This is a genomic window from Portibacter lacus (assembly GCF_021533215.1).
In the GTDB taxonomy this organism is placed as follows: Bacteria; Bacteroidota; Bacteroidia; order Chitinophagales; family Saprospiraceae; genus Portibacter; species Portibacter lacus.
In genome coordinates, this window is sequence record NZ_JAJNKA010000003.1 from 556,090 (window position 1) to 576,211 (window position 20,122).

Sequence of the window (20,122 nt, forward strand, 5' to 3'; positions counted from 1 at the left end):
ATTAGGCTAATTCTTGGGGTTATCTATTGGTAATTCAATAATAAATGTTGTTCCCTTACCTTCTTCCGTTTTTACTTTTAATTCTCCGCCATGCCCTTTAGTTACAATATCGTAACTCATACTCAGCCCTAATCCAGTTCCTTGGCCTGTGGGTTTCGTTGTAAAAAAGGGTTGAAATATTTTATCCAGGATGTGATTTGGGATTCCGTTTCCGTTGTCCTTCACTATAATTTCAACCTTATTTTCCTTTTGCTGAGTTTTAATTGAAACAATAGGAATGTACATGTCCAGTCCTTCTGACCCTGTATTATTTTCATAATCTGAATTCACTTTTTCTTCAGAAAGTTTTCTTTCTTTCACCACATAAAAAGCATTGGTAATTAAATTTAAAATCACTCTTCCTATATCTTGGGGAATCACATCTATCATTCCGATGGATTCATCATATTCCGTCAAGAGTGTTGCATTGAAAGTTTGGTCTTTTGCTCTTAGTCCGTGATATGCCAAACGTAAGTATTCATCGGCCAACTTATTGATGTCTGTAGGTTCCTTTTCAGCGGTACTTTTTCTACTGTGTTGCAACATTCCTTTTACAATGGCATCTGCACGCTTTCCATGATGGTTTATTTTCGATAAGTTTTGTTTAATATCTTCAGCAATTAACTTTGCTTCTTCCAGATCTCCTTTTTCGATTTCTTCGTTCATTTCCACAATCAATTCATTACTCACTTCGCTAAAATTATTTACGAAGTTCAGCGGATTCTGAATCTCATGGGCAATGCCAGCGGTTAGTTCTCCGAGCGATGCCATTTTTTCGGATTGGATCAATTGGTCTTGGGTAGCCTTTAAGTTTTCCAGTGAATTTTTTAGTTCGCTAGTTCGCTCAGTAACCAAGCTTTCTAATTTCACATTTTGATCTGCTAAAAGTTCCTTTTTTTCTTGAGAAATCATTAAAACTTTATTGGCCTCCAGTTCAGCATCCTTAAGAATTTCTTTGAATCGTACTGCAATGTATAACATCAGAAATATTGGGGCACTTAACAATGAAAACGAGGTAATAAGTTTATCATAATGATAAAAGAAATCAAGCGAGAATTTGTGTACATTGACATAAAATATATTTGCTATTATCGGCATTACTAAAGCTGCAATCACCGCCAACTGCCCAGCGTTAATTGACTTCCAATGTGTGTAAAGAAGATAAGATACATAGACCAACATTACAGAAAATGAGATTCCGAAGGGAAAAGAAATACTAAATATATGCGCAATTGTACTTGTAAAGGTCACCACAATTAAAATCGTAATAGATAGCCAGGTAATCTTTTTTAACAAAACCCATTCTAGAATTAATAAGCCAAAAGTTGCGATAAATGCTTGCAGGGTAATCGTGATAAGAAATCTCGTTTTTTCTTCGTCATAGGAAATTTCGTAAAATGTATTATAGAAAATACCTATTGCAGTTAGCAACACAAAAGTAGCCATTGTGGCTATCATTATAAAAATGGTTTGATTCTGATTAAGCAATACTAAGAACCAAAACAACAGAAACAAAAGGAATGAAATGCCAATATTTAATGTGCCATAAATATGTGTGAGTTTAAGTTGCCTTGTTACAGCATCTGCATATTCTGGACCAGTCAGATTTAGAAATCTTTTTAAATTCTCTTGTTTCAATCTAATTTCACGCTGTGTAAAGGTTGTTTCATAATCTACAAAATGAACTGCAATGAGATATTCTTCGCCAGCATTGAGATTAATGCTTGTAGGGTATTTTAAAATTGGATTATAAGCTTCATACTTTTCATTAGTACTGCCAAAGGAATGATCAAGTTCACCATTTATATAGACATCAGTAGCAGCCCAAAGTTGTCGGTTCAGTCCTAATTCTAAATTAGAGAGTGATGAATCTATTCTAATTCTTATTCTGAACCATCCTTCTATTCTACCACTTTCATCTTCATAATTCGTATTGATTTCACTGATTTTCTTCGGCTTCCAATCACGGGTATTCACTTCGACTTCTCCCCAATCTCGATGATCACCTTTTTTAAATACCCAACCATCTAATGTCGACAAAGGAAGAATCTGGTGAGTTTGAAACATATCTTTTGATAATAAGACAGATTTTTCTTGTGCCATTAAAGTTGACAGCCCCATAAAAATCATTAAGATCGCATATGTAGTTATCGCCTTCATGATCCTTCTACTATTGGTATTATTATGCTAAATTCACTTCCCTCTCCTTCTTTTGTATTCACTTTCAAGTCACCACCATGTCCTTTAGTCACGATATCATAACTCATACTCAATCCTAATCCGGTTCCTTGACCTGTAGGTTTTGTTGTAAAAAAGGGTTGAAATATTTTCTCCACTATGTGCTTGGGAATCCCATTTCCATTATCACTTACCGTAATTTTAAGGGTATTATTTTCTACCAATGTTGCTATAGAAACTGTAGGATTAAATTGATGAACAGAATCTTTAACTTCAGCTAACTTCTCGCTAACTGCATAAAAGGCATTGGTAATTAAATTCAGAATTACTCGACCAATATCTTGAGGGATAACATCAATCAAACCAATAGATTCATCAAAATTGGTTTCTAATGATGCATTAAAGGATTTGTCTTTCGCTCTCAAACCGTGGTAAGCCAGTCGTAAGTATTCATCGGCCAACTTATTGATATCAGTAGGTTCTTTTTCCGCTGAACTTTTTCTACTGTGCTGGAGCATACCTTTAACAATAGCATCTGCACGTTTTCCATGGTGGTTTATTTTTTCTAAATTTTGCTTAATGTCATTTGCTATTAGTTTTGCTTCTTTCAGGTCACCATTTTCAATTTCCTCATTCATTTCATCTATCAATTCGTTGCTCACCTCACTAAAATTATTGACGAAGTTCAACGGGTTCTGAATTTCATGGGCAATTCCAGCGGTAAGTTCTCCGAGGGATGCCATTTTTTCGGATTGAATAAGTTGTTTTTGGGTGGCTTGTAAGTTGCTCAATGCTTCTTCAACGCTTTCTTTAGCCTTCTCTAATTTTGTAAAATCTTCATAGCGTGAATAAGCGATGGAAAATGACTCAGCAAGATTTTTCACCAAATCGATTTGGTCTTCATTCAAAGGTTCTAAGTTCCCAACATACAGCATACCTTGGGCAAATGGAACAAAATGAAGGTCTAATGATTCCGGTGCATCATCTCCGTCTTGATATCCTTCTTTATTTTCGATCTTACCTAAATCTTGAAGTGATGTAGTCCATAAGATAAATTCCTCTCTATTCCAATGTGTTTTGTAAACTTCCTTGTTTCTCCATGAACTAACTGAATTACTTGTTAAGTCACTCGTCGCAAAATCCAGATTCATCAGACCCAATGATTTACCCTTTGGGTCAGAAAGATATACTTGTATGTTTTGGTATACCTCATTTATGATAAATACACCACATCGGAAAAAAGGAACTCCAAGATTGATCAATTCTTGCCATATTATTGGCGTAATCCGATTTAGATCTTCAGTGGATCTCATACTGGCAATTTCGCCGCGAACCCGATCCAAAGATGATTGTTTATTCGCTTCTCTTGCTCTTTTTTCTGATTCTATTAATTCGCGGTACCGTTGATAGGTTAGTCCGAAAACTTTGGCAAATCTTTCATAGATTTTTCCATGCTTATCTGATATTTCATTTATTGTAAATGCGAAAAGTGCACCTTCATTAAACATGAAACAAGTATTAAAGTGCCGACCCTTAGTTATATTTGTGACGGGTAAATTATAATTTAGCTCTCCTCTGATCGCATCGTAATACTCTTCTCCGTCCTTGCCTACTAATTCATATTGGGTTTTAGTTAGTCCTTTTTTCCAACCTTGAAAAACACCTTCCAATAAGGGATGAATCGTCATATTAATTTGACCAGAAACACTAATAATCTGATCTTTTTTTGTAGTCGAAGTGGTCCAGACGTCCATGACTTTATTATCATGTATAATTAAAATGCCACAACGCATGGTTTCTATTTCTAACTTTTCTATCTCTTTAAAAAGGACTGTCGTTGCTTCACCGATATCCTCACTACTACGCATGGACATGGCTTTGGAACGTACTCTTTCCAGTGCGGCTTCGATTTGGGATTCACGAGTCTGCGCTTCTGCTTTTTGCAAATCTAGGAAACGAGTATAAGTTTGATTGAAAACACCAGCAAATCTTTTTAGAACACCAGTTGCTTCATCTGAAAGTGGTTCTTCAGTAAAAGCAAAGAGTATTCCTGCTGAGAAACAAAAGCTAGTGTGGAATTTCCTCGGGGGGAATGTTGCCAAATCTACTTGAAATGGATAATCTGGAGCATCGTTTAATGCGCTATAATATTCTATTACTTCATTGTCATTCAATTCATAGACAAGACCTCTTTTTCTATTTTTCCATGTCTTTTTAATCTCTACCAACAAAGGATGAATGCTCATATCCAACAAACCCATTTTCAGATCAACTTCTCCATTTTCGGAATGAGTAACCGACCAAGTTTCCATATTCTCCTTATCCTGAAGGATTCCTATACCACAGCGAATGGATTTATCCAGTCCTAACTTTAAAACCTCATCGAATAAAGTAATTACAGTTGAACTTACATCCTCACTACTGTGCATCGCCATGGTTTTAGATCGAACTCTTTCTAGAGCAGATTCGATCTGAGCTTCTCTTGCTTGAGCCTCAGCTTTCTTTAGATCAAGAAAACGCACATATGCATGGTCAAAGACTTTTGAAAAACGCTTAATGATATCAATTTCATTTTCTGATAAAAGTTTTCCTTCAAAATCATTGATGTTAAACAATGCGTTCTTAACCGCTACCATAGTAATCGTATAGCTCGGGCTTTCGAATATCATGTTCTTAATATCATCAGGTACATTTCTGATGGCAGAATGTTCAAACAGATATTCATAGAAAGCATTTTTTTCTTCTTTGGAGTACTTTCCAACAAATAAATCCAATTGCTTTTCAAAGGAATAGTATAATTCTCTGGCAATTATGTTTTCGAAAAAAGGAAGACGATAATTACTGATTACTAATCCAGCTTCATTCTCTCCGCATACAAAAGCATTAAAACCTTTTGAACCATCAATAGGAATTGCGATGCCCACCGCTGTTGACGGAATTTGTAATTCTTTTAATTTTTCGAAAAGAATAGCTACTACTTCATTCAATTCATCACTCTTGTTCATCGCTAAAGAACGAGAACGAACTTTTTCCAAGGCATGCTCTAACTGTGCTTCTCTTGCTTGGGCTTCAGCTTTCTGTAAATCTAGAAAGCGAGCATATGACTGTTCGAATACTTTTGCAAAACGCAAAAAAACATGATGCGATTTCGGTGTTTCCTCATAAGTAATGAAAATAATATAACCAAATTTGAAAAAGGCTACATGATCAATTTGAGAGGTAGGAAATGGAATGCCAGCAGCTTTCATTTTTAGTAATTGGCCTCCAACTCCAGGCAAAGTACACAAGTATTCGTAATGTGTTGCACATTCATTTTCTCCAATTTCATTAATCAATAAGCTTTCTCCCCTTTGACCAGCATTATAATAGCGGAGAAATATACCTTCCCTCGGGGTTCGATATTGTGGAAAAACATCTTCGCCATTGCTTCCCCACTCGATGGAACCACCTGGGTCTTCATCATAAATATTAAATGCACAAAACCAGGTTTTGACACCTAGAGCCTGAACCTGTTTTACTAACTCAAGTGATAAGTCTCCCAGTTCTTCACTTTTATGCATTGCCAAAGACTTAGACCTCACTTTTTCCAATGCAGCTTCTATTTGTGCTTCTCTTCGTTGTGCTTCAGCTCGCTTTAAATCTAAAAATCGAATGTATGCCTGTTCAAATACTTTTGCGAATCGGACGAATATCTCTTTATTATCATAAGCCTCTGTTGTAATGACCAAGAGGTAACCGTATCTGAAATAAGCTGCATGCCATTTTTGCCATTTGGGAAAACTAATGCCATCATCCAACATTCCTTGAAATACAGGTTGAACAGAAGGAACCGACAGCATATATCGGTAATGTTCCTCTAATTCTTCGCCCCCTTTTTCAATGGTCAATAGATCTAATTGGTCTAGAAACCCTTGATACATGGAAATATGTGTCGGATCATCAGTATTTGGTATATTTAAATTCGGCAAAACCCCACTATGGTTAACAAACCAAAATTCATCCGTGTCAGCATTTTCCTCACAGAATGCAAAGCCAGTTCCCCATAACTCTCCATCTAAACCAGTTAATTGTTCATACAAAACCAATGCTACCTCACTAATTTCCGCACTTTGTTGCATCGCCATTGTTCGGCTTCGCACCTTTTCTAAAGCAGCTTCTAACTCTAATTCCCGATTTCTCTGCTCTAATTCTGCAGTACGCTCCTTAACGGCATTTTGTAGCTTTTCGTTTTCAGCTTTAAGTGCATCGAAGCCGAACGCCTCTCCTTCCTCTGTTTTAGAATCAGGGAAAGAACCATGCTGGTGCAAAACAATCCAACTCTCGCCATTTTTCTGCATTAATGAAGACAGCCTAATGGGCGCATAAAACATCCATTCATCTTCTGCCTTTACATACAAATCTCCAAGTTCATGAGCCATGAAATAAGGAGGATAGGGAATGACATGCACTTTTTTATTTCGCACCTCAGCATTGCCCACCATCTGATCGATCATCTCTTTTGTATAATCCAGGATATCTTTTTTGCTATTCCAGATTTCTTCTTCGGTGGTGCCTATGTTTTTATAGTCCACAGTAATATAGGACGCCCATTTCTGCAGATTACCTTCAAAATAGGTATCCCAGTAGTTTTGCAAAAATTCCTTTATATCTGTTTCTATTTGGCTATTTATTATCATTTATGTTTTAGGGCGTATGTTATGCTAGGATGTTACTAATCTGAGAAAGAAGCTTAACTTTTCAATTTGATTGAACTTAAGCTTCCATTCTAATTGGAATAATTATTCAAAGGCACTTGGGCGGGTTTGAATTCCATCCCTAATTCATTCTTAGCCAAATCATTGCGGTAGATAACTTTAGGACTCTTTACAGGATTTTCATGATTAAGCATTCGAGTGATATCAGAAATAGGGTAACTTTCACTGGTCAATAAATAATTCTGCCCATGAATTCCCTTTTTAATTGCAGCTTTATAAACTCCTTCAGCAACATCTTCCACATCAACCATTGCAAACTCTATGTCCTTATCATAGAACATTTGAATAAATGGATTCGGCGCCATTTTATTTTTAAATAAAAACTGTAAGCCTCCCGAAGTTGAATCTTCTCTATTGGATAATGATTTTCCCATCACTCCTACTGGTGAAACCGTCGTTATTTCGAAGTTTAGCTTCGGGTGCTGAGCAATGAATTTCTCCACTGCTTGATTCGCAATAAATTTGGCTTGAGCATAAGGATGGCTTTCGTCACTCATGAAAGAGTCTTTCTCATCAATCTGCTCATTTGCATTTTTGTTGCTAGGGAAAAGCGGAAAATCCGTATTGAATGCTGCAACTGATGCTATAAAAATTACTTTTTCTATCTCTGGCATTTCTTGAATGACTTCTAGAAAATTCTCAGTTCCTTGTATCGTTGGATCAAATAGTTCCGTTTTAGGATCTTGAACATCTAATTTAAAGGGTGTACCACCATGGACGACGATATTACATCCCTTTAAAAAATCTACCAGTTGAGTTTTGTTTTCAACATTTAAAGGAACAATTTCTAAATGCTGAGCATTCGGTAATTCTTTTAAATGTTCATATTTATCTTTTTTGGAAATGTCTGTAGCTGAAACTTTTACTTTGAATCCATTTTCAAGAAATTTTCTTGTATTGTAACTCCCAATAAACCCAGAGCCACCTATTATTCCTACTTTTTTCATTATATTTTATTTCTATTTTTTGATTTAATTTTCTTTGTAACCTTCGATTTCTATTTCAATCATGAAATCAGGTAATGCCAGTTCTTTCACCCCTACCCAAGTTCCAGTAGGGAAATGATTTCTATAGATTTCGTCCAGTATTTGCAGAGTGCGACATTTTAGAGAGCATTGCCGCATATAAAATGTTGTAACCAGTTATTTCTGATTCAAATTATAAATAGCTTCTGCAAATTTTTGCCCTAAATCTATGTAGCCGTTGCTATCGTAGTGCCAAGCATCATAGTAATTATATCGTTGTGTACTTCTTACAATCGTGACATTTTGTTCTGTACGTGCAAATTTTTCTTGAGCATACTGAACAAGTTCACTATATCTATACGTTTTACCTGACTTTGTATTCCCCGAATCTGATATTTTTCCAATAACTATAGGCAAGTCATCTCGATGTAGTGCTGCACGTACTAGGTCCATTAAGCGTTTTAAATTTCCGTAATATCGGAAAGCAACCTCTTCTCTATACGCATCACTTTCTCCTTGCATCCATAAGATCCCTGATTGAATCAAATAATCCTCAATTCCATCATTATCGATGTCTTTGACACTCATCGCCATGTTGATCGTTTTCAAAAAATGGTCATATTGATTGATTCCCTTAGTACCTTTATAATCCGGCTCCCATGAACCATATCGTCCAGCTGCTACGCTATCGATTGATGTTCCACCTCTTGAATATTTGATTATTGCTATTTTCTCGTTTGGATAGTATTCTTTTAGTCTTTTTGCAAAAGAAAGTTCTATTCCGAAATACTCTGACAATTTATTTTCATCACCATTGGATGAGAATTCCCAACCATGGCCTGGTTGCAGTTCAGTCCATAAGCCTAATCCTCCATTTGCATCTTCATCAGGGGCAGGATTTCCATGAAATATCCACACATTTTCGAGATTTGATGTTATGGAATCTGGTAATTCAGCATTCAAGCCAAACCCATCCATATTTGACTGACCTCCTAAATAAAAAAGTCTAATTGTGTCTCTTTCGGTTTGCTGACAAATCCCGATTATTGGAAGAAGTAATGCGATAAATGCTAATACTTTTTGGTTCATAATTATCCTTTTAATTATTTACAACTATATGCAAGGGAAGGCACTGACCACATCAAAACAATAAATATTGGCAATAATAAATATCGAGACAAATGAAAGAATTGGGTTTTCATAATTGGGTATTTTAAGGTTATAAAAGTGCCTACTCTATGCGGTTTTCGACATCCCCGTGATTTTTTGGCGTTATTAAATCTTTAATTATTTGTCATAACAATTGATGGTCTAAAACTACAACTTGAAGCAGCTTACGAATAGGAGAAAAGGACTGAGGTCTAGGACTTTTTAGGATTTTAATAGGACAAACTGCGCATCTATAGGATTATCTAGGCTTTTTATTTATTTTCACTATAGTATGAACCCGAAATTCAAAAAATCATTGCTGATTATAGCAATCCTATCTATTTACTTGTGCAGAAACCTTCTAGCTCAAGTAAATAATCAAATTGAAACCATCACCACTGAAGATGGTTTATCCCAAGGAATGATCTATGATATTTTACAAGATCGAGAAGGATTTTTATGGATTGCAACTAAGGATGGGCTAAACAGATATGATGGTTACCAATTTAAAGTATTTACTAATGATCCCAACGATCCTTGGTCAATATCTGGTAATACCATTATTAAATTATTCGAAGATTCCGCAGGACGAATTTGGGCATGCTCTGACAATGCAGGTATTAATATTTATGACAAAAAAACAGGTCGCTTTCATCATATTCGCCAAGATCCTAATGATCCTTTAAGTCTAACTGGAAATTATGTTTCCGCCATAGCTGAAGATACTTCTGGTTATTTTATTACTGCCATTGACAAAGAGGAAATAAATATGTTCCGACTTGAGGATGATTTTTTTACTGCTCAAAAAGCGCCTCAAATCATTCGAATTCCGATACCCACTCATTTAAGCAAAAATAAACCTACAACAAATGAAATATCTCTAGATTTTTATACACTTCGTGGAATTGTTAAAGATACAAAAGATCGAATTTGGGTAGGTGGAAACAATGCCATATATCATTTCAATGCTCAAAAAACAGAACTGACTTTAGCCGTAGATGGTTTTACATTTGAAACAGCTAGTGCACGTGCGGACGGTTCGATATGGGCAAGCAATGGCAGTTATGATTTATTTCTTTGGGATGGAAGTAATACTCCTTCCTTAGTTGGAGAGTTCGCTCATATCCGAGATCTAAGAGAAGATGACCAAGAAAATTTATGGATCGTCACTCTTGATACATTATTTGGATTGAATACTGAGGACCTGATGACTAAACCATCAATAAAGTTAAATTCCGATCTTTGTTTTTATAGCTGGAAACCTGAAAACAGAGAATTTCCTTTCAATTCAATGACTTCAGATCGCTCAGGTATTCTTTGGGTAGGTTCATCAGGGTTTGGAATTTATAAAATTAACCCACAACATAATGCCTTCACTCATCAACTCGAAGATTTGAGTTTTAGAAAAATTGTAGTGGATAGTGATGACGAATTGTTTTTACAAAATTATGCTTTCCAATGGTTTAAAAATGACGGTCCATATTTAAAATATAACCGATTAAATAATGAGGAACCCAATGTAGATGCACTCTTATTTAGCAAATCAGGAGACATTTGGACCAGACTAGAATTTGTGGAGCAATCCTACTTGCAAGTTCAAAGGTTTAACCCAAGTTCGAAGGAAACTCAGGTTTTTGACATCAGCTGGCATCATCATCAATTTCAACCGATGATAGAATGTGAGGATGCTTCCATTTGGATGGCTGGGTATGATCATGTACTGACACAAATTGATCCTAAAACAGGGCAAGTCAAATCATATAATGTAAAAAATGGTCAAAAACTTCAATTAGAAGCGGGTGAAAAACTAAAGCCTTCTATAGCACTTTCAACAGCATTGTATGAAGATTCTGATGGCAACTTGTGGGTTGGTTCAGAAAATGGATTTACAAAATGCATAAGACCTACATATAATCAGAACAATTTACAAGTTAAAGCCTATGTGAATATCCCAGGTGATCAAACTTCATTAAATTATAATCATGTTAGTTCCTTTCTGGAAGACCCCAAAAATCCAGAAAAGTATCTTTGGGTTTCAACAAAAGGTGGAGGGTTAAATCGCCTAAATAAAGAAACAGGTGCTTTTATACACTTGACTCAAGAAGATGGCCTACCAGATAATGTTATTTATGGTATCCTTTCTGATAATGCTGGGAATATCTGGGGTAGTACCAACAAAGGTATTTTTTGTATGAGTCAATCGAATTCCTCAATTGCAGATTCATTAAGTGAATTTAGATTTAGAAATTTTTCTAAGTCAGATGGTTTGCAGGAGAATGAGTTTAATACGGGTGCTTTTGCGAAATTATCAGATGGGCGACTTGCTTTTGGAGGTATAAATGGATATAATGTTTTTGACCCTAAGAAAGTTTTAAATGATGAATTTTCTCCTCCAACTTATATCGTCAACATATTGGTCAATAACAAGCCTGTATTTCCTGAAGATGAAAGTGAAATTTTAGAAAGCACCATTGAAAGTACTAATAAAATAACGCTATCTCATAAAGAGAAAATTCTAACCTTAGAATTTGCATCACTTGATTTTAGTGCACCTGAAAGAAATAAATACAGATACCAGTTAATTGGAGCTGATGATACGTGGATTGAAGCAGGCAATCGTAGATCTGCTACTTTTCTAAATTTACAGCCCAAGGAATATATTTTTAGAGTTCAAGGATCCAATAGTCAAGGAATATGGAGTGAGCATATTGCTGAATTACAAATCAATATCTTGCCTCCTTGGTGGAAGACTTGGTGGGCATATCTCCTTTATATTTCAATGATCGCTGCAGCTATAGGAACGTATTATCGATTTTCAATTAAAAGAGCAAAGCTTCAACAGCAACTTGCATTTGAAAAGAAAGAAGCAGATCGGGTGAAGGAGCTGGAAATGCTTAAGTCGCAACTCTATATGAACATGACTCATGAATTTCGAACTCCTTTGACCATTATTCTAGGCATGGCCAAACAGGTTCAGGACAATCCTAAAAAGCATTTTAGCAGTGGTCTAAATATGATCATTCGCAATGGCCAAAATCTGCTAAATCTGGTCAACAAAATGCTGAATTTATCTAAACTGGAAAGTGGTAAAATGTCCTTGGAATTGGTTCAAGGAGATGTTGTTCACTTTTTAGCGGTTATCGTTGAATCCTTTCGTTCCTTTGCTACCAATAAAGAAATTCAATTGCATTTTTTACCAGAAATTAATTCTTTAGATATGGATTTCGATGGTGAAAAATTACAACAAGTTGTATCTAATTTGATTTCAAATGCTTTCAAATTCACGCCTGTAGGTGGACATATTTATTTTAATTTAAGAGAAGAAAATGATTCCTTGGTCATTCGAGTTAAAGATACAGGTAATGGGATTGCTACAAATGATTTAGACAAAGTTTTTGATCGATTTTATCAAGTGGATAATAGTATTACTCGTCAATATGATGGATCTGGAATTGGGCTGGCACTTTCGAAAGAATTGGTCGCATTAATGCAAGGATCTATTTCTGTACAAAGTCCGCCTGTAGGAGCGAAAAAAGGATCAGAGTTTAAAGTTGTATTGCCAATTCAGAAAAAAGCTGAAAAGAAAAATGCTATTACAACCTTGAAACCTACTGAAAATAAAATAAGTATTCCTCAAGAAAAAACAAAAGAAATCAAAATTCCTGAAAACCCGACGGCAATTAAAACGACTCAAGCACAGACCCAGCATTCACAGCAGCCTTTTATTTTAATAGTGGAAGACAATGAAGATGTTGCATCGTATATAGCTTCATGTTTATCTGAATACCGACTATCGATTGCAGTCAATGGTCAGGAAGGTTTTGAGGTCGCCAGTGAGGTAATACCTGATTTGATCATAAGTGATGTAATGATGCCGATCATGGATGGATATGAATTTTGTCGTAAACTCAAATTGGATAATCGAACTGATCACATACCGGTAATAATGTTGACGGCACGCGCAGATCAGGATAGTAAACTTGAAGGCCTTGAACTTGGTGCTAATGCCTATTTGGCCAAACCTTTTGAAAAACAAGAGTTGCTTTTAACCATTAAAAATTTATTTGATCTGAGGGATAAATTAAGATTGTATCATCAAACAAGTGTAGGTATAGTGAGCAATAATAATTTAGAAGAAGATACACTTTATGGAAGTAAATTAGATGATGCATTTGTTTTGAATGTCAAAGAATACATTGAATCTCACATTAGTGATTTTGATTTAAATGTTGAACAATTAGCGCAAAACTCTCATCTGAGTCATTCTCAATTTGGTCGAAAATTAGATGCTTTAACTGGTTTTTCACCAAACCGTTTTATCCGATTCATTAGACTAAAAAAAGCAAAAGAATTGTTGATGGATCAAAACTCAAGCGTTTCTGCAGTAGCTTACGATTGTGGTTTCAGTGACCCAAGTTATTTTACTCGAGTGTTTAAAAAAGAATTCGGTAAGACACCTCTTGAATGGAGGATGGCAGACTCACCCACATCATAATTCTTAACATTGACCTATATGATCTGCGTTAAAAGTTACTTTTTTACTAACTGACTTGCTAACCTTAGATTATACTTAATGCAATCGGGAACTGAAACACCTGAAATATAAGAGCCACTTAATGTAAATCCAGGTATACTTTCTGCTTGCTTGATCAGTTGAAACTTTAAGCTTTCGTAAGGCTTATTGAATTGAGGAATCCCCTGCTTCCATATCGTCATCTCTTTGTGAATGGGAGCTCCATTAATTTTTGTCAATTTTTGAAATTGACCTAAAACCTTATCCACTTCTCGATCTAAGCGCTCTTTATTATCTAGCCACTTAGCTTTTGGCTTCATAAAAATGGTATAAGAAACCAAATTACCATTGGCTCGAGATGGAAATAAACTTGAATTGTAAATAGCTCCTTTAAGAACTGGAGATTCATACTGACTGCATAAAAAACCAAATGCATTCAACTCCTCTGCTACACTAGACTGGTCAAAGGCTACATGAATCAAAATCATCGGATTATATTGAATTTCGTCCAGGTTTACACTTAATTCTTGATGGCTTTTAAAAATGATGTTACTCAAATTATAAGCAGGAAGGCAGGAAATCAATTGCTTACAAGTTCTTTCTCCCTTTGCTGTTCTCAAGTAAAAAACATCGTCTACCTTTCTGATTTCGAGCACTTCATTTCCTAATTCCAGGTTGGATAATTGAGCAGATAAAGTACGATTCATATGCTCCATACCTCCTTTTATTCCATAAATTTTACGTTTCTGGGTTTTATCTTTTTGCTTCATAAGCCCTCTGATAAGACTTCCAGATTCTTGCTCCATTTGGAAAATATTCCCCATTACAGCTTTCATTTCCATCTTCTCAATATCTCCAGAATAGATTCCTGAGAACACCGCACTGATGATATTCTCTGTAATTTCTTTTCCGAAGTGGTATTCGAAAAACTCCCTGACTGTAGGGTTCGGTATCTTGACCGGTTTCTTAAATAATTCTTTAAGCAAATTCACTTTAGCTCCACTGCTTAAAAATTTAGCGGTCAATATCTTACCTGGATGATTCGAAATATTGTGAATTTCATCATTGACTACGATCTGTCTATTCTTCGCAACCGTACTAGGTTCTACAAGTAAATCCTCGATGTTAAATCGTTGAAAAAAAGTGAGCAATTCCAAATCTACAGCTAAAGTATGTGCAGCTCGATCCCAATAACAATCATCATTATAAATTGATTGTAATACACCTCCCGCCTTATCGCTCTTCTCTATCAAGCTGACTTCCTCTCCCCTAGATTGCAATTCTAATGAAATAGCTAGTCCACTAATTCCTCCTCCCAGAACAATGTAATCAAAATGTGTTTGCTTCACTTAGACTTTTTTTAGGGTCAAAATCTGTGATCCATTGAGCTAGTAAAGCTGCCCATTCATCATCATCATTTAAACACGGAACCATCTTAAATTCTTCGCCTCCATTATGGAGAAACTCTTCTCTTCCCTCCATTTCTATCTCCTCCAAAGTTTCCAAACAATCAGAAACAAATGCGGGACAAACAACCATAAGTTTCTTCACGCCTTCACTCGGTAGTGACTCTAATCGCTTATCAGTGAAAGGCTGTAACCAAGGATCATTTCCTAACCGAGACTGAAAACTGCTCTGGACTTTAGATTCAGGCAATTGCAAATTAGCATTAACAAAATCTGTCATTTTAAAAGTCTGGTGACGATAGCAGAACGCCTGACATGGATGCTCTTTTTCACAACAGTCATCTTCCACCAAACAGTGTTCTCCAGAAGGATCGGTCTTTCTAACATGCCTTTCTGGAATACCATGGTAACTGAAAAGAATTTGATCGTAGTTTTCTGGATGATGTTCACCTATTTTATCACTCAGCAGCTTGATATATGCCTTACTATTATAAAAAGGTGGCATAACTGTTAATGCAACATCATGCCCTATGATCGGCATAGCCTCTCGCACTTTCACTTCCACCGTCTCGTAGGAGCTCATCGCATAATGTGGGTATAGCGGAATCAATAAAATCTCAGTTAAGAACGGATTCTCATCTTTAATTTTCTGGATGGTATCATTGATAGAAGGATTCCCATATCGCATTCCAAGGTATATAGGAATATCTGTCAATGCTTGAGCCTTCTGCTGCAATCTCTTAGAAATAACAATTAACGGAGATCCCTCGTCCCACCATATTTTCTGGTAGGCTTTCGCACTTTTCTTGGGTCTAAAATTGAGAATAATCCCTTTCACTAAAAGTGCTCGTTTCCAATATGGCAGGTCGATTACCCGCTCATCCATTAAAAACTCATCCAAGTATTTTTTAACATCTTTAGTCTCTGTGGAATCCGGCGAACCCAGATTAACGATTAGTGCAACTCTTTTACTCCCCAAGGCTTTATTTTTATGTTTCTGATGGTAAAGAAAGATGAAAGGAGTGACATTTGTTGAATACCAGAATAGTCTTTTACAATTAAATGACACAAAACCATTTGAATAAGGGCTTAATAAGCATATTTTTGCCCATCGTACAATAAATCCAGATTATTTGAATTGGTCAGTTATAGGTATTAATTATCAGAAAGCTAATCTTGAGCAGCGACAGAAGTTTGCCTTGGATGAAGATCATATTCAAGAAACTTATGAATACTTTCTAGCGTCTGGGATTACGAATGCTTTAATTGTTTCTACTTGTAATCGTACTGAATTCTTCATTCCGCAAGATGCTAATGCCAAGGCTCTGGAAATACTTTCTAAGCATATCTATAAAGATTACTATGATGAGCAATTGTTTCACTTCAAATCTGATGCGCAAGCAATCCATTATTTCTTTAGAATTTGCAGTGGATTAGAATCACAGATCGCTGGAGATTTTGAAATCCTCGGCCAGGTAAGAAAAGCGTGTGGAATTGCTAAGGCGAATGGAATGATCACTGGAACCTGGGAGCGAATCATCAATAATGCATTGAGTTCCGCAAAGAAGGCGCGGACGACTACAGGTTTTTATAGTGGTGCCAGTTCCACCAGTTATGCATGCATAGAACACATAAAAACGACATCGCTAGATCTAAAAACAGCTAAATATCTTATCCTTGGTGCTGGAAAAATAGGGAGTCATACCATAGACCACTTATTAAAATTTGCACCTTCTAAAAATATAACCATTACCAATAGGTCTTTCGATAAGTCATTAGCACTTGCGAATAAAAAAGATCTAAAATTGATGCCTTTCAAGCACTTAAGCATGGAGGCTGAACATTATGATGTAATTATTTGTGCGACGAATGCTTCAGAATATATATTGACTGAAAAGATATTTAAGAGTAACAAGAGACACCATATTGTGGATTTATCCGTTCCTATGAATGTAGATCCATCATTGGGAAAATTGGAAAATATAGAATTAATTAATGTGGACCAATTATCAGATAAGGTGAATGCGAATATGCGGAAGCGTGTTGCTGAAAGGAGAAATGTAGAACGTATTATTGCTGAAAGTATCTTAGATCTTAATGCATGGTTTACTATTAAATCGGGGATGCCGATGCTTTCTGAACTAAAGAAAGAATTGCAACAAATCAAGCAAGACGCTTTATCTAATGTTATCGCTGAAGATAAAACACATTCTGCTGCATTTCTTGATGAATACACCGACCATCTCTTTAACCACCTGTCACAACAGTGGATTAAAAAGGTAAGAAATAAAACATTAGATGCTCATTAAAATCGGAACGCGAAAGAGCAAATTAGCACTTTGGCAAGCAAACTACTTAAAAGGGGAAATTGAAAATCTTGGCCTTAAAGCCGAGCTAGTACTCATTGACTCCTTAGGAGATATCGATAAAACTTCAGAACTAGGTAAGCTTAACCAAACAGGCATTTTTACGAAAGCTCTAGATAATGCCCTTCTCGATAAAGAGATCCACCTGGCTATTCACTCCTTAAAAGACTATCCAACCGTGCCACCAGATGGAATTACCATCACAAGCACTGGACAACGAGAAGATCCCAGAGATGTATTAGTGAATAACGATGTAGAAAGAGATATAACAGCTTCAGTATTTAATATTGGAACAGGTTCTATCAGAAGGAAGGCGCAGTGGAAGTATAAATATAAGAATACCATATTTCACAATCTTCGAGGAAATGTACCAACGAGGTTGGAAAAACTGTGGGACTCTGATTGGGATGGAATCATTATGGCGCATGCTGGTCTGAATAGATTAAGTATGCTGAATGATCAATGCACAACTCTTGACTGGATGATACCTGCTCCATCACAAGGAGTTCTGGGAATAAGCTATCGGACTGATGATCCATTTATAGCAAAATTAACGGCTCAGTTACAAGTAGAAGAGGTAGAATTATGCAGCCAAGTCGAACGCAAATTTCTCAATTTATTAGAAGGAGGATGCTCAGCCCCGATCGGAGCACTTGCCAAGATCAAAGGAGACCAAATTGTATTCAAAGGCAGTCTTCATGACCCAAATGGATACGAAGCTTTTTTCGTCGAGAAAACGGTGGATAAAGGTGAATGTTTAAGCCAGGTAAGTGACTGGGTGAATGAAATCTTAGTTGCAGGAGGTGATAAAATAATGCTTAAAATCAAAGCTCAATAATGAATAATAATTTTATTAAGGTTTTAAAGGGAGAAGATGTAGATCGTCCTCCAGTATGGATGATGCGACAAGCGGGAAGGTATCTGCCTGACTACATGAAATTAAAAGCTAAGTATAGTTTTTTTGAGCGAATTGAAACGCCAGAACTCGCAACAGAGATTACCATTATGCCTGTTCACCAAGTAGGTGTTGATGCAGCGATTCTGTTTTCAGATATTTTGGTAATTCCGAAAGTGCTAGGGATCAATGTAGAATTAGTTCCAGGAAAAGGACCACTATTAGAAAGTACCGTAACATCTGAAGCTGAATATCAAAAACTGAATGGCGAAGATATTATCAGTAGAATGCCTACCGTAGAGGCTTGTATTAAAATGATCAAGCATGAACTTCCAGCAGATATTCCGTTGATTGGTTTCGTGGGTTCTCCATGGACGGTTTTTTGCTACATGGTTCAAGGAAAAGGATCTAAGGATTTTTCTGAGGCAAAATCATTTGCTTTCAATCATCCTGAATTAGCCCTGAAAATATTAGATAAAATAACAGAAGCAACCATCACTTATTTAGGTCATCAGATCGAAAGTGGTATTGATGTTTTCCAAGTTTTCGATAGTTGGGGAGGCTTATTAGATAGACAAAACTACCTAGCGTACAGCCTGCCATTTATTCATAAAATCTGCAATGCTTTCCCTGGAATTCCAAGTATCGTATTCGCGAAAGGTGGATGGCACTTGCTGGAAGATCTGAATAAAATAGACTGCCAAGGCTTAGGTCTGGATTGGACGATTAGCGCTGATTATGCGAAGTCTAAGATTTCTTCCGATAAAGCAATGCAAGGAAACTTAGACCCATCTATGCTTTTGTCTTCAGATGAAACACTAGTCAAGAGAACCAATGAAATGATAGAATCTTTCGAAGGGCATCGATACATTGCCAACTTAGGCCATGGAATACTACCGAATATCCCAGTAGAAAAGGCTAAGCTATTTGTGGATACTGTTAAAGCATATCGTTATTAATGATAAAAGAACAATTCGAAAATAAAATAAAAGCGCTCCAAAAGGAGATTGTTCTAGCATTTCTTGAAGAAGATGAGGATTTACAATTACTAGAAGACACCTGGGATCGTCCAGGAGGTGGAGGCGGAATATCCAATATTCTATCTAATGGAAAGTATATAGAAAAAGGTGGTGTGAATATCTCCATGGTTCATGGCATTCTGCCAGATGAAATGAAGAAGAGGTTGAATGCAGTTTCTGCTACTTTCTATGCTTCAGGAATTTCTTTAGTCATTCATCCGGTTAATCCATTCGCACCAACGGTTCATTTCAATATTCGATACTTCGAATTGTATGAAAAGGATGTAATGGTGGACGCTTGGTTTGGTGGAGGAATGGACATGACGCCATATTATATATTCGAGGAAGATGCCGTTCATTTTCATACGACGCTGAAAAATGCTTGTGATCTACATAACGAATCCTACTACTCTACTTTCAAGGCGAAATGTGATGACTATTTTTTCAATAGCCACCGTGATGAGCATAGGGGAATCGGAGGAATATTCTATGATTACTTAAAAGATCAACCACAAGAAAAGTTAGCATTTACTAGTAAAATTGGTGATGCATTTCTGAAAGCTTACTTACCTGTATTTCAGAAAAGAAAGGATACGCCTTACAATGCTGATCAGAAAATATGGCAAGAAATTCGAAGAGGACGATATGTTGAATTTAATCTAATTCATGATCGAGGAACCTTATTTGGCCTAAAAACCAATGGTCGAACAGAATCCATCTTAATGAGTCTTCCACCTACAGTGAGATGGGAATACAACCACCATCCAGAAGCAGGAAGCGAAGAAGCAAAATTATTAGAAGCACTAAAACCCAAAGACTGGGTAACACTAAAATAATA

Annotated in this window: 11 protein-coding genes and 1 pseudogene; 5 read left to right on the forward strand and 7 right to left on the reverse strand. The window is 36.3% G+C overall.

Features of this window, described 5'->3' with window-relative positions; genetic code table 11:
• Window positions 1–6: 6 nt before the first annotated feature.
• The 5 genes and pseudogenes from L2586_RS07430 to L2586_RS07445 form a co-directional block, all read right to left on the reverse strand.
• Window positions 7–2,199 (reverse strand): sensor histidine kinase, encoded by a 2,193-nt coding sequence (locus tag L2586_RS07430; protein WP_235292226.1) that lies wholly within the window; start codon window positions 2,197–2,199, stop codon window positions 7–9.
• Window positions 2,196–6,893 carry an ATP-binding protein gene (locus tag L2586_RS07435; protein ID WP_235292228.1) on the reverse strand — a complete coding sequence of 1,566 codons (4,698 nt, stop codon included), beginning with the start codon at window positions 6,891–6,893 and terminating at the stop codon, window positions 2,196–2,198. The genes L2586_RS07430 and L2586_RS07435 overlap by 4 nt, the downstream gene beginning before the upstream one ends.
• A gap of 89 nt (window positions 6,894–6,982) precedes the next feature.
• Window positions 6,983–7,918 (reverse strand): NAD-dependent epimerase/dehydratase family protein, encoded by a 936-nt coding sequence (locus L2586_RS07440; protein WP_235292230.1) that lies wholly within the window; start codon window positions 7,916–7,918, stop codon window positions 6,983–6,985.
• A gap of 24 nt (window positions 7,919–7,942) precedes the next feature.
• Window positions 7,943–8,050 (reverse strand): annotated as a pseudogene (locus L2586_RS24800) (RidA family protein); the annotation flags it as partial.
• 63 nt (window positions 8,051–8,113) lie between these two features.
• Window positions 8,114–9,025 (reverse strand): sialate O-acetylesterase, encoded by a 912-nt coding sequence (locus tag L2586_RS07445; RefSeq protein WP_235292232.1) that lies wholly within the window; start codon window positions 9,023–9,025, stop codon window positions 8,114–8,116.
• Between the two features lie 352 nt (window positions 9,026–9,377).
• Here L2586_RS07445 and L2586_RS07450 point away from each other — a divergent pair, with 352 nt between their 5' ends.
• Window positions 9,378–13,580: an ATP-binding protein gene (locus L2586_RS07450; protein WP_235292233.1), complete on the forward strand. Its 4,203-nt coding sequence runs from the start codon at window positions 9,378–9,380 to the stop codon at window positions 13,578–13,580.
• Between the two features lie 35 nt (window positions 13,581–13,615).
• On the opposite strand, the gene hemG is transcribed toward L2586_RS07450, so the two are convergent.
• On the reverse strand, window positions 13,616–14,947 hold the full coding sequence (hemG, locus tag L2586_RS07455) for a protoporphyrinogen oxidase (protein WP_235292235.1): 1,332 nt from the start codon (window positions 14,945–14,947) through the stop codon (window positions 13,616–13,618).
• Window positions 14,928–15,983, reverse strand: coding sequence for a ferrochelatase (gene hemH, locus L2586_RS07460; protein ID WP_235292237.1), 1,056 nt, complete (start codon window positions 15,981–15,983; stop codon window positions 14,928–14,930). The genes hemG and hemH overlap by 20 nt, the downstream gene beginning before the upstream one ends.
• 154 nt (window positions 15,984–16,137) lie before the next feature.
• Between hemH and hemA the strand changes: the two genes are divergently transcribed.
• The 4 genes from hemA to hemF are packed head-to-tail and all read left to right on the forward strand — an operon-like array spanning window position 16,138 to window position 20,120.
• Window positions 16,138–17,313, forward strand: coding sequence for a glutamyl-tRNA reductase (hemA, locus tag L2586_RS07465; protein ID WP_235292238.1), 1,176 nt, complete (start codon window positions 16,138–16,140; stop codon window positions 17,311–17,313).
• On the forward strand, window positions 17,303–18,208 hold the full coding sequence (gene hemC / locus L2586_RS07470; RefSeq protein ID WP_235292240.1) for a hydroxymethylbilane synthase: 906 nt from the start codon (window positions 17,303–17,305) through the stop codon (window positions 18,206–18,208). Before hemA ends, hemC begins: the two co-directional genes overlap by 11 nt.
• Window positions 18,208–19,224 carry a uroporphyrinogen decarboxylase gene (gene hemE / locus L2586_RS07475; protein WP_235292241.1) on the forward strand — a complete coding sequence of 339 codons (1,017 nt, stop codon included), beginning with the start codon at window positions 18,208–18,210 and terminating at the stop codon, window positions 19,222–19,224. The genes hemC and hemE overlap by 1 nt, the downstream gene beginning before the upstream one ends.
• A gap of 2 nt (window positions 19,225–19,226) precedes the next feature.
• The gene (hemF, locus tag L2586_RS07480) at window positions 19,227–20,120 is read left to right on the forward strand and encodes an oxygen-dependent coproporphyrinogen oxidase (RefSeq protein WP_348535587.1); all 894 of its coding nucleotides are present in this window, start codon (window positions 19,227–19,229) and stop codon (window positions 20,118–20,120) included.
• Window positions 20,121–20,122: the final 2 nt, after the last annotated feature.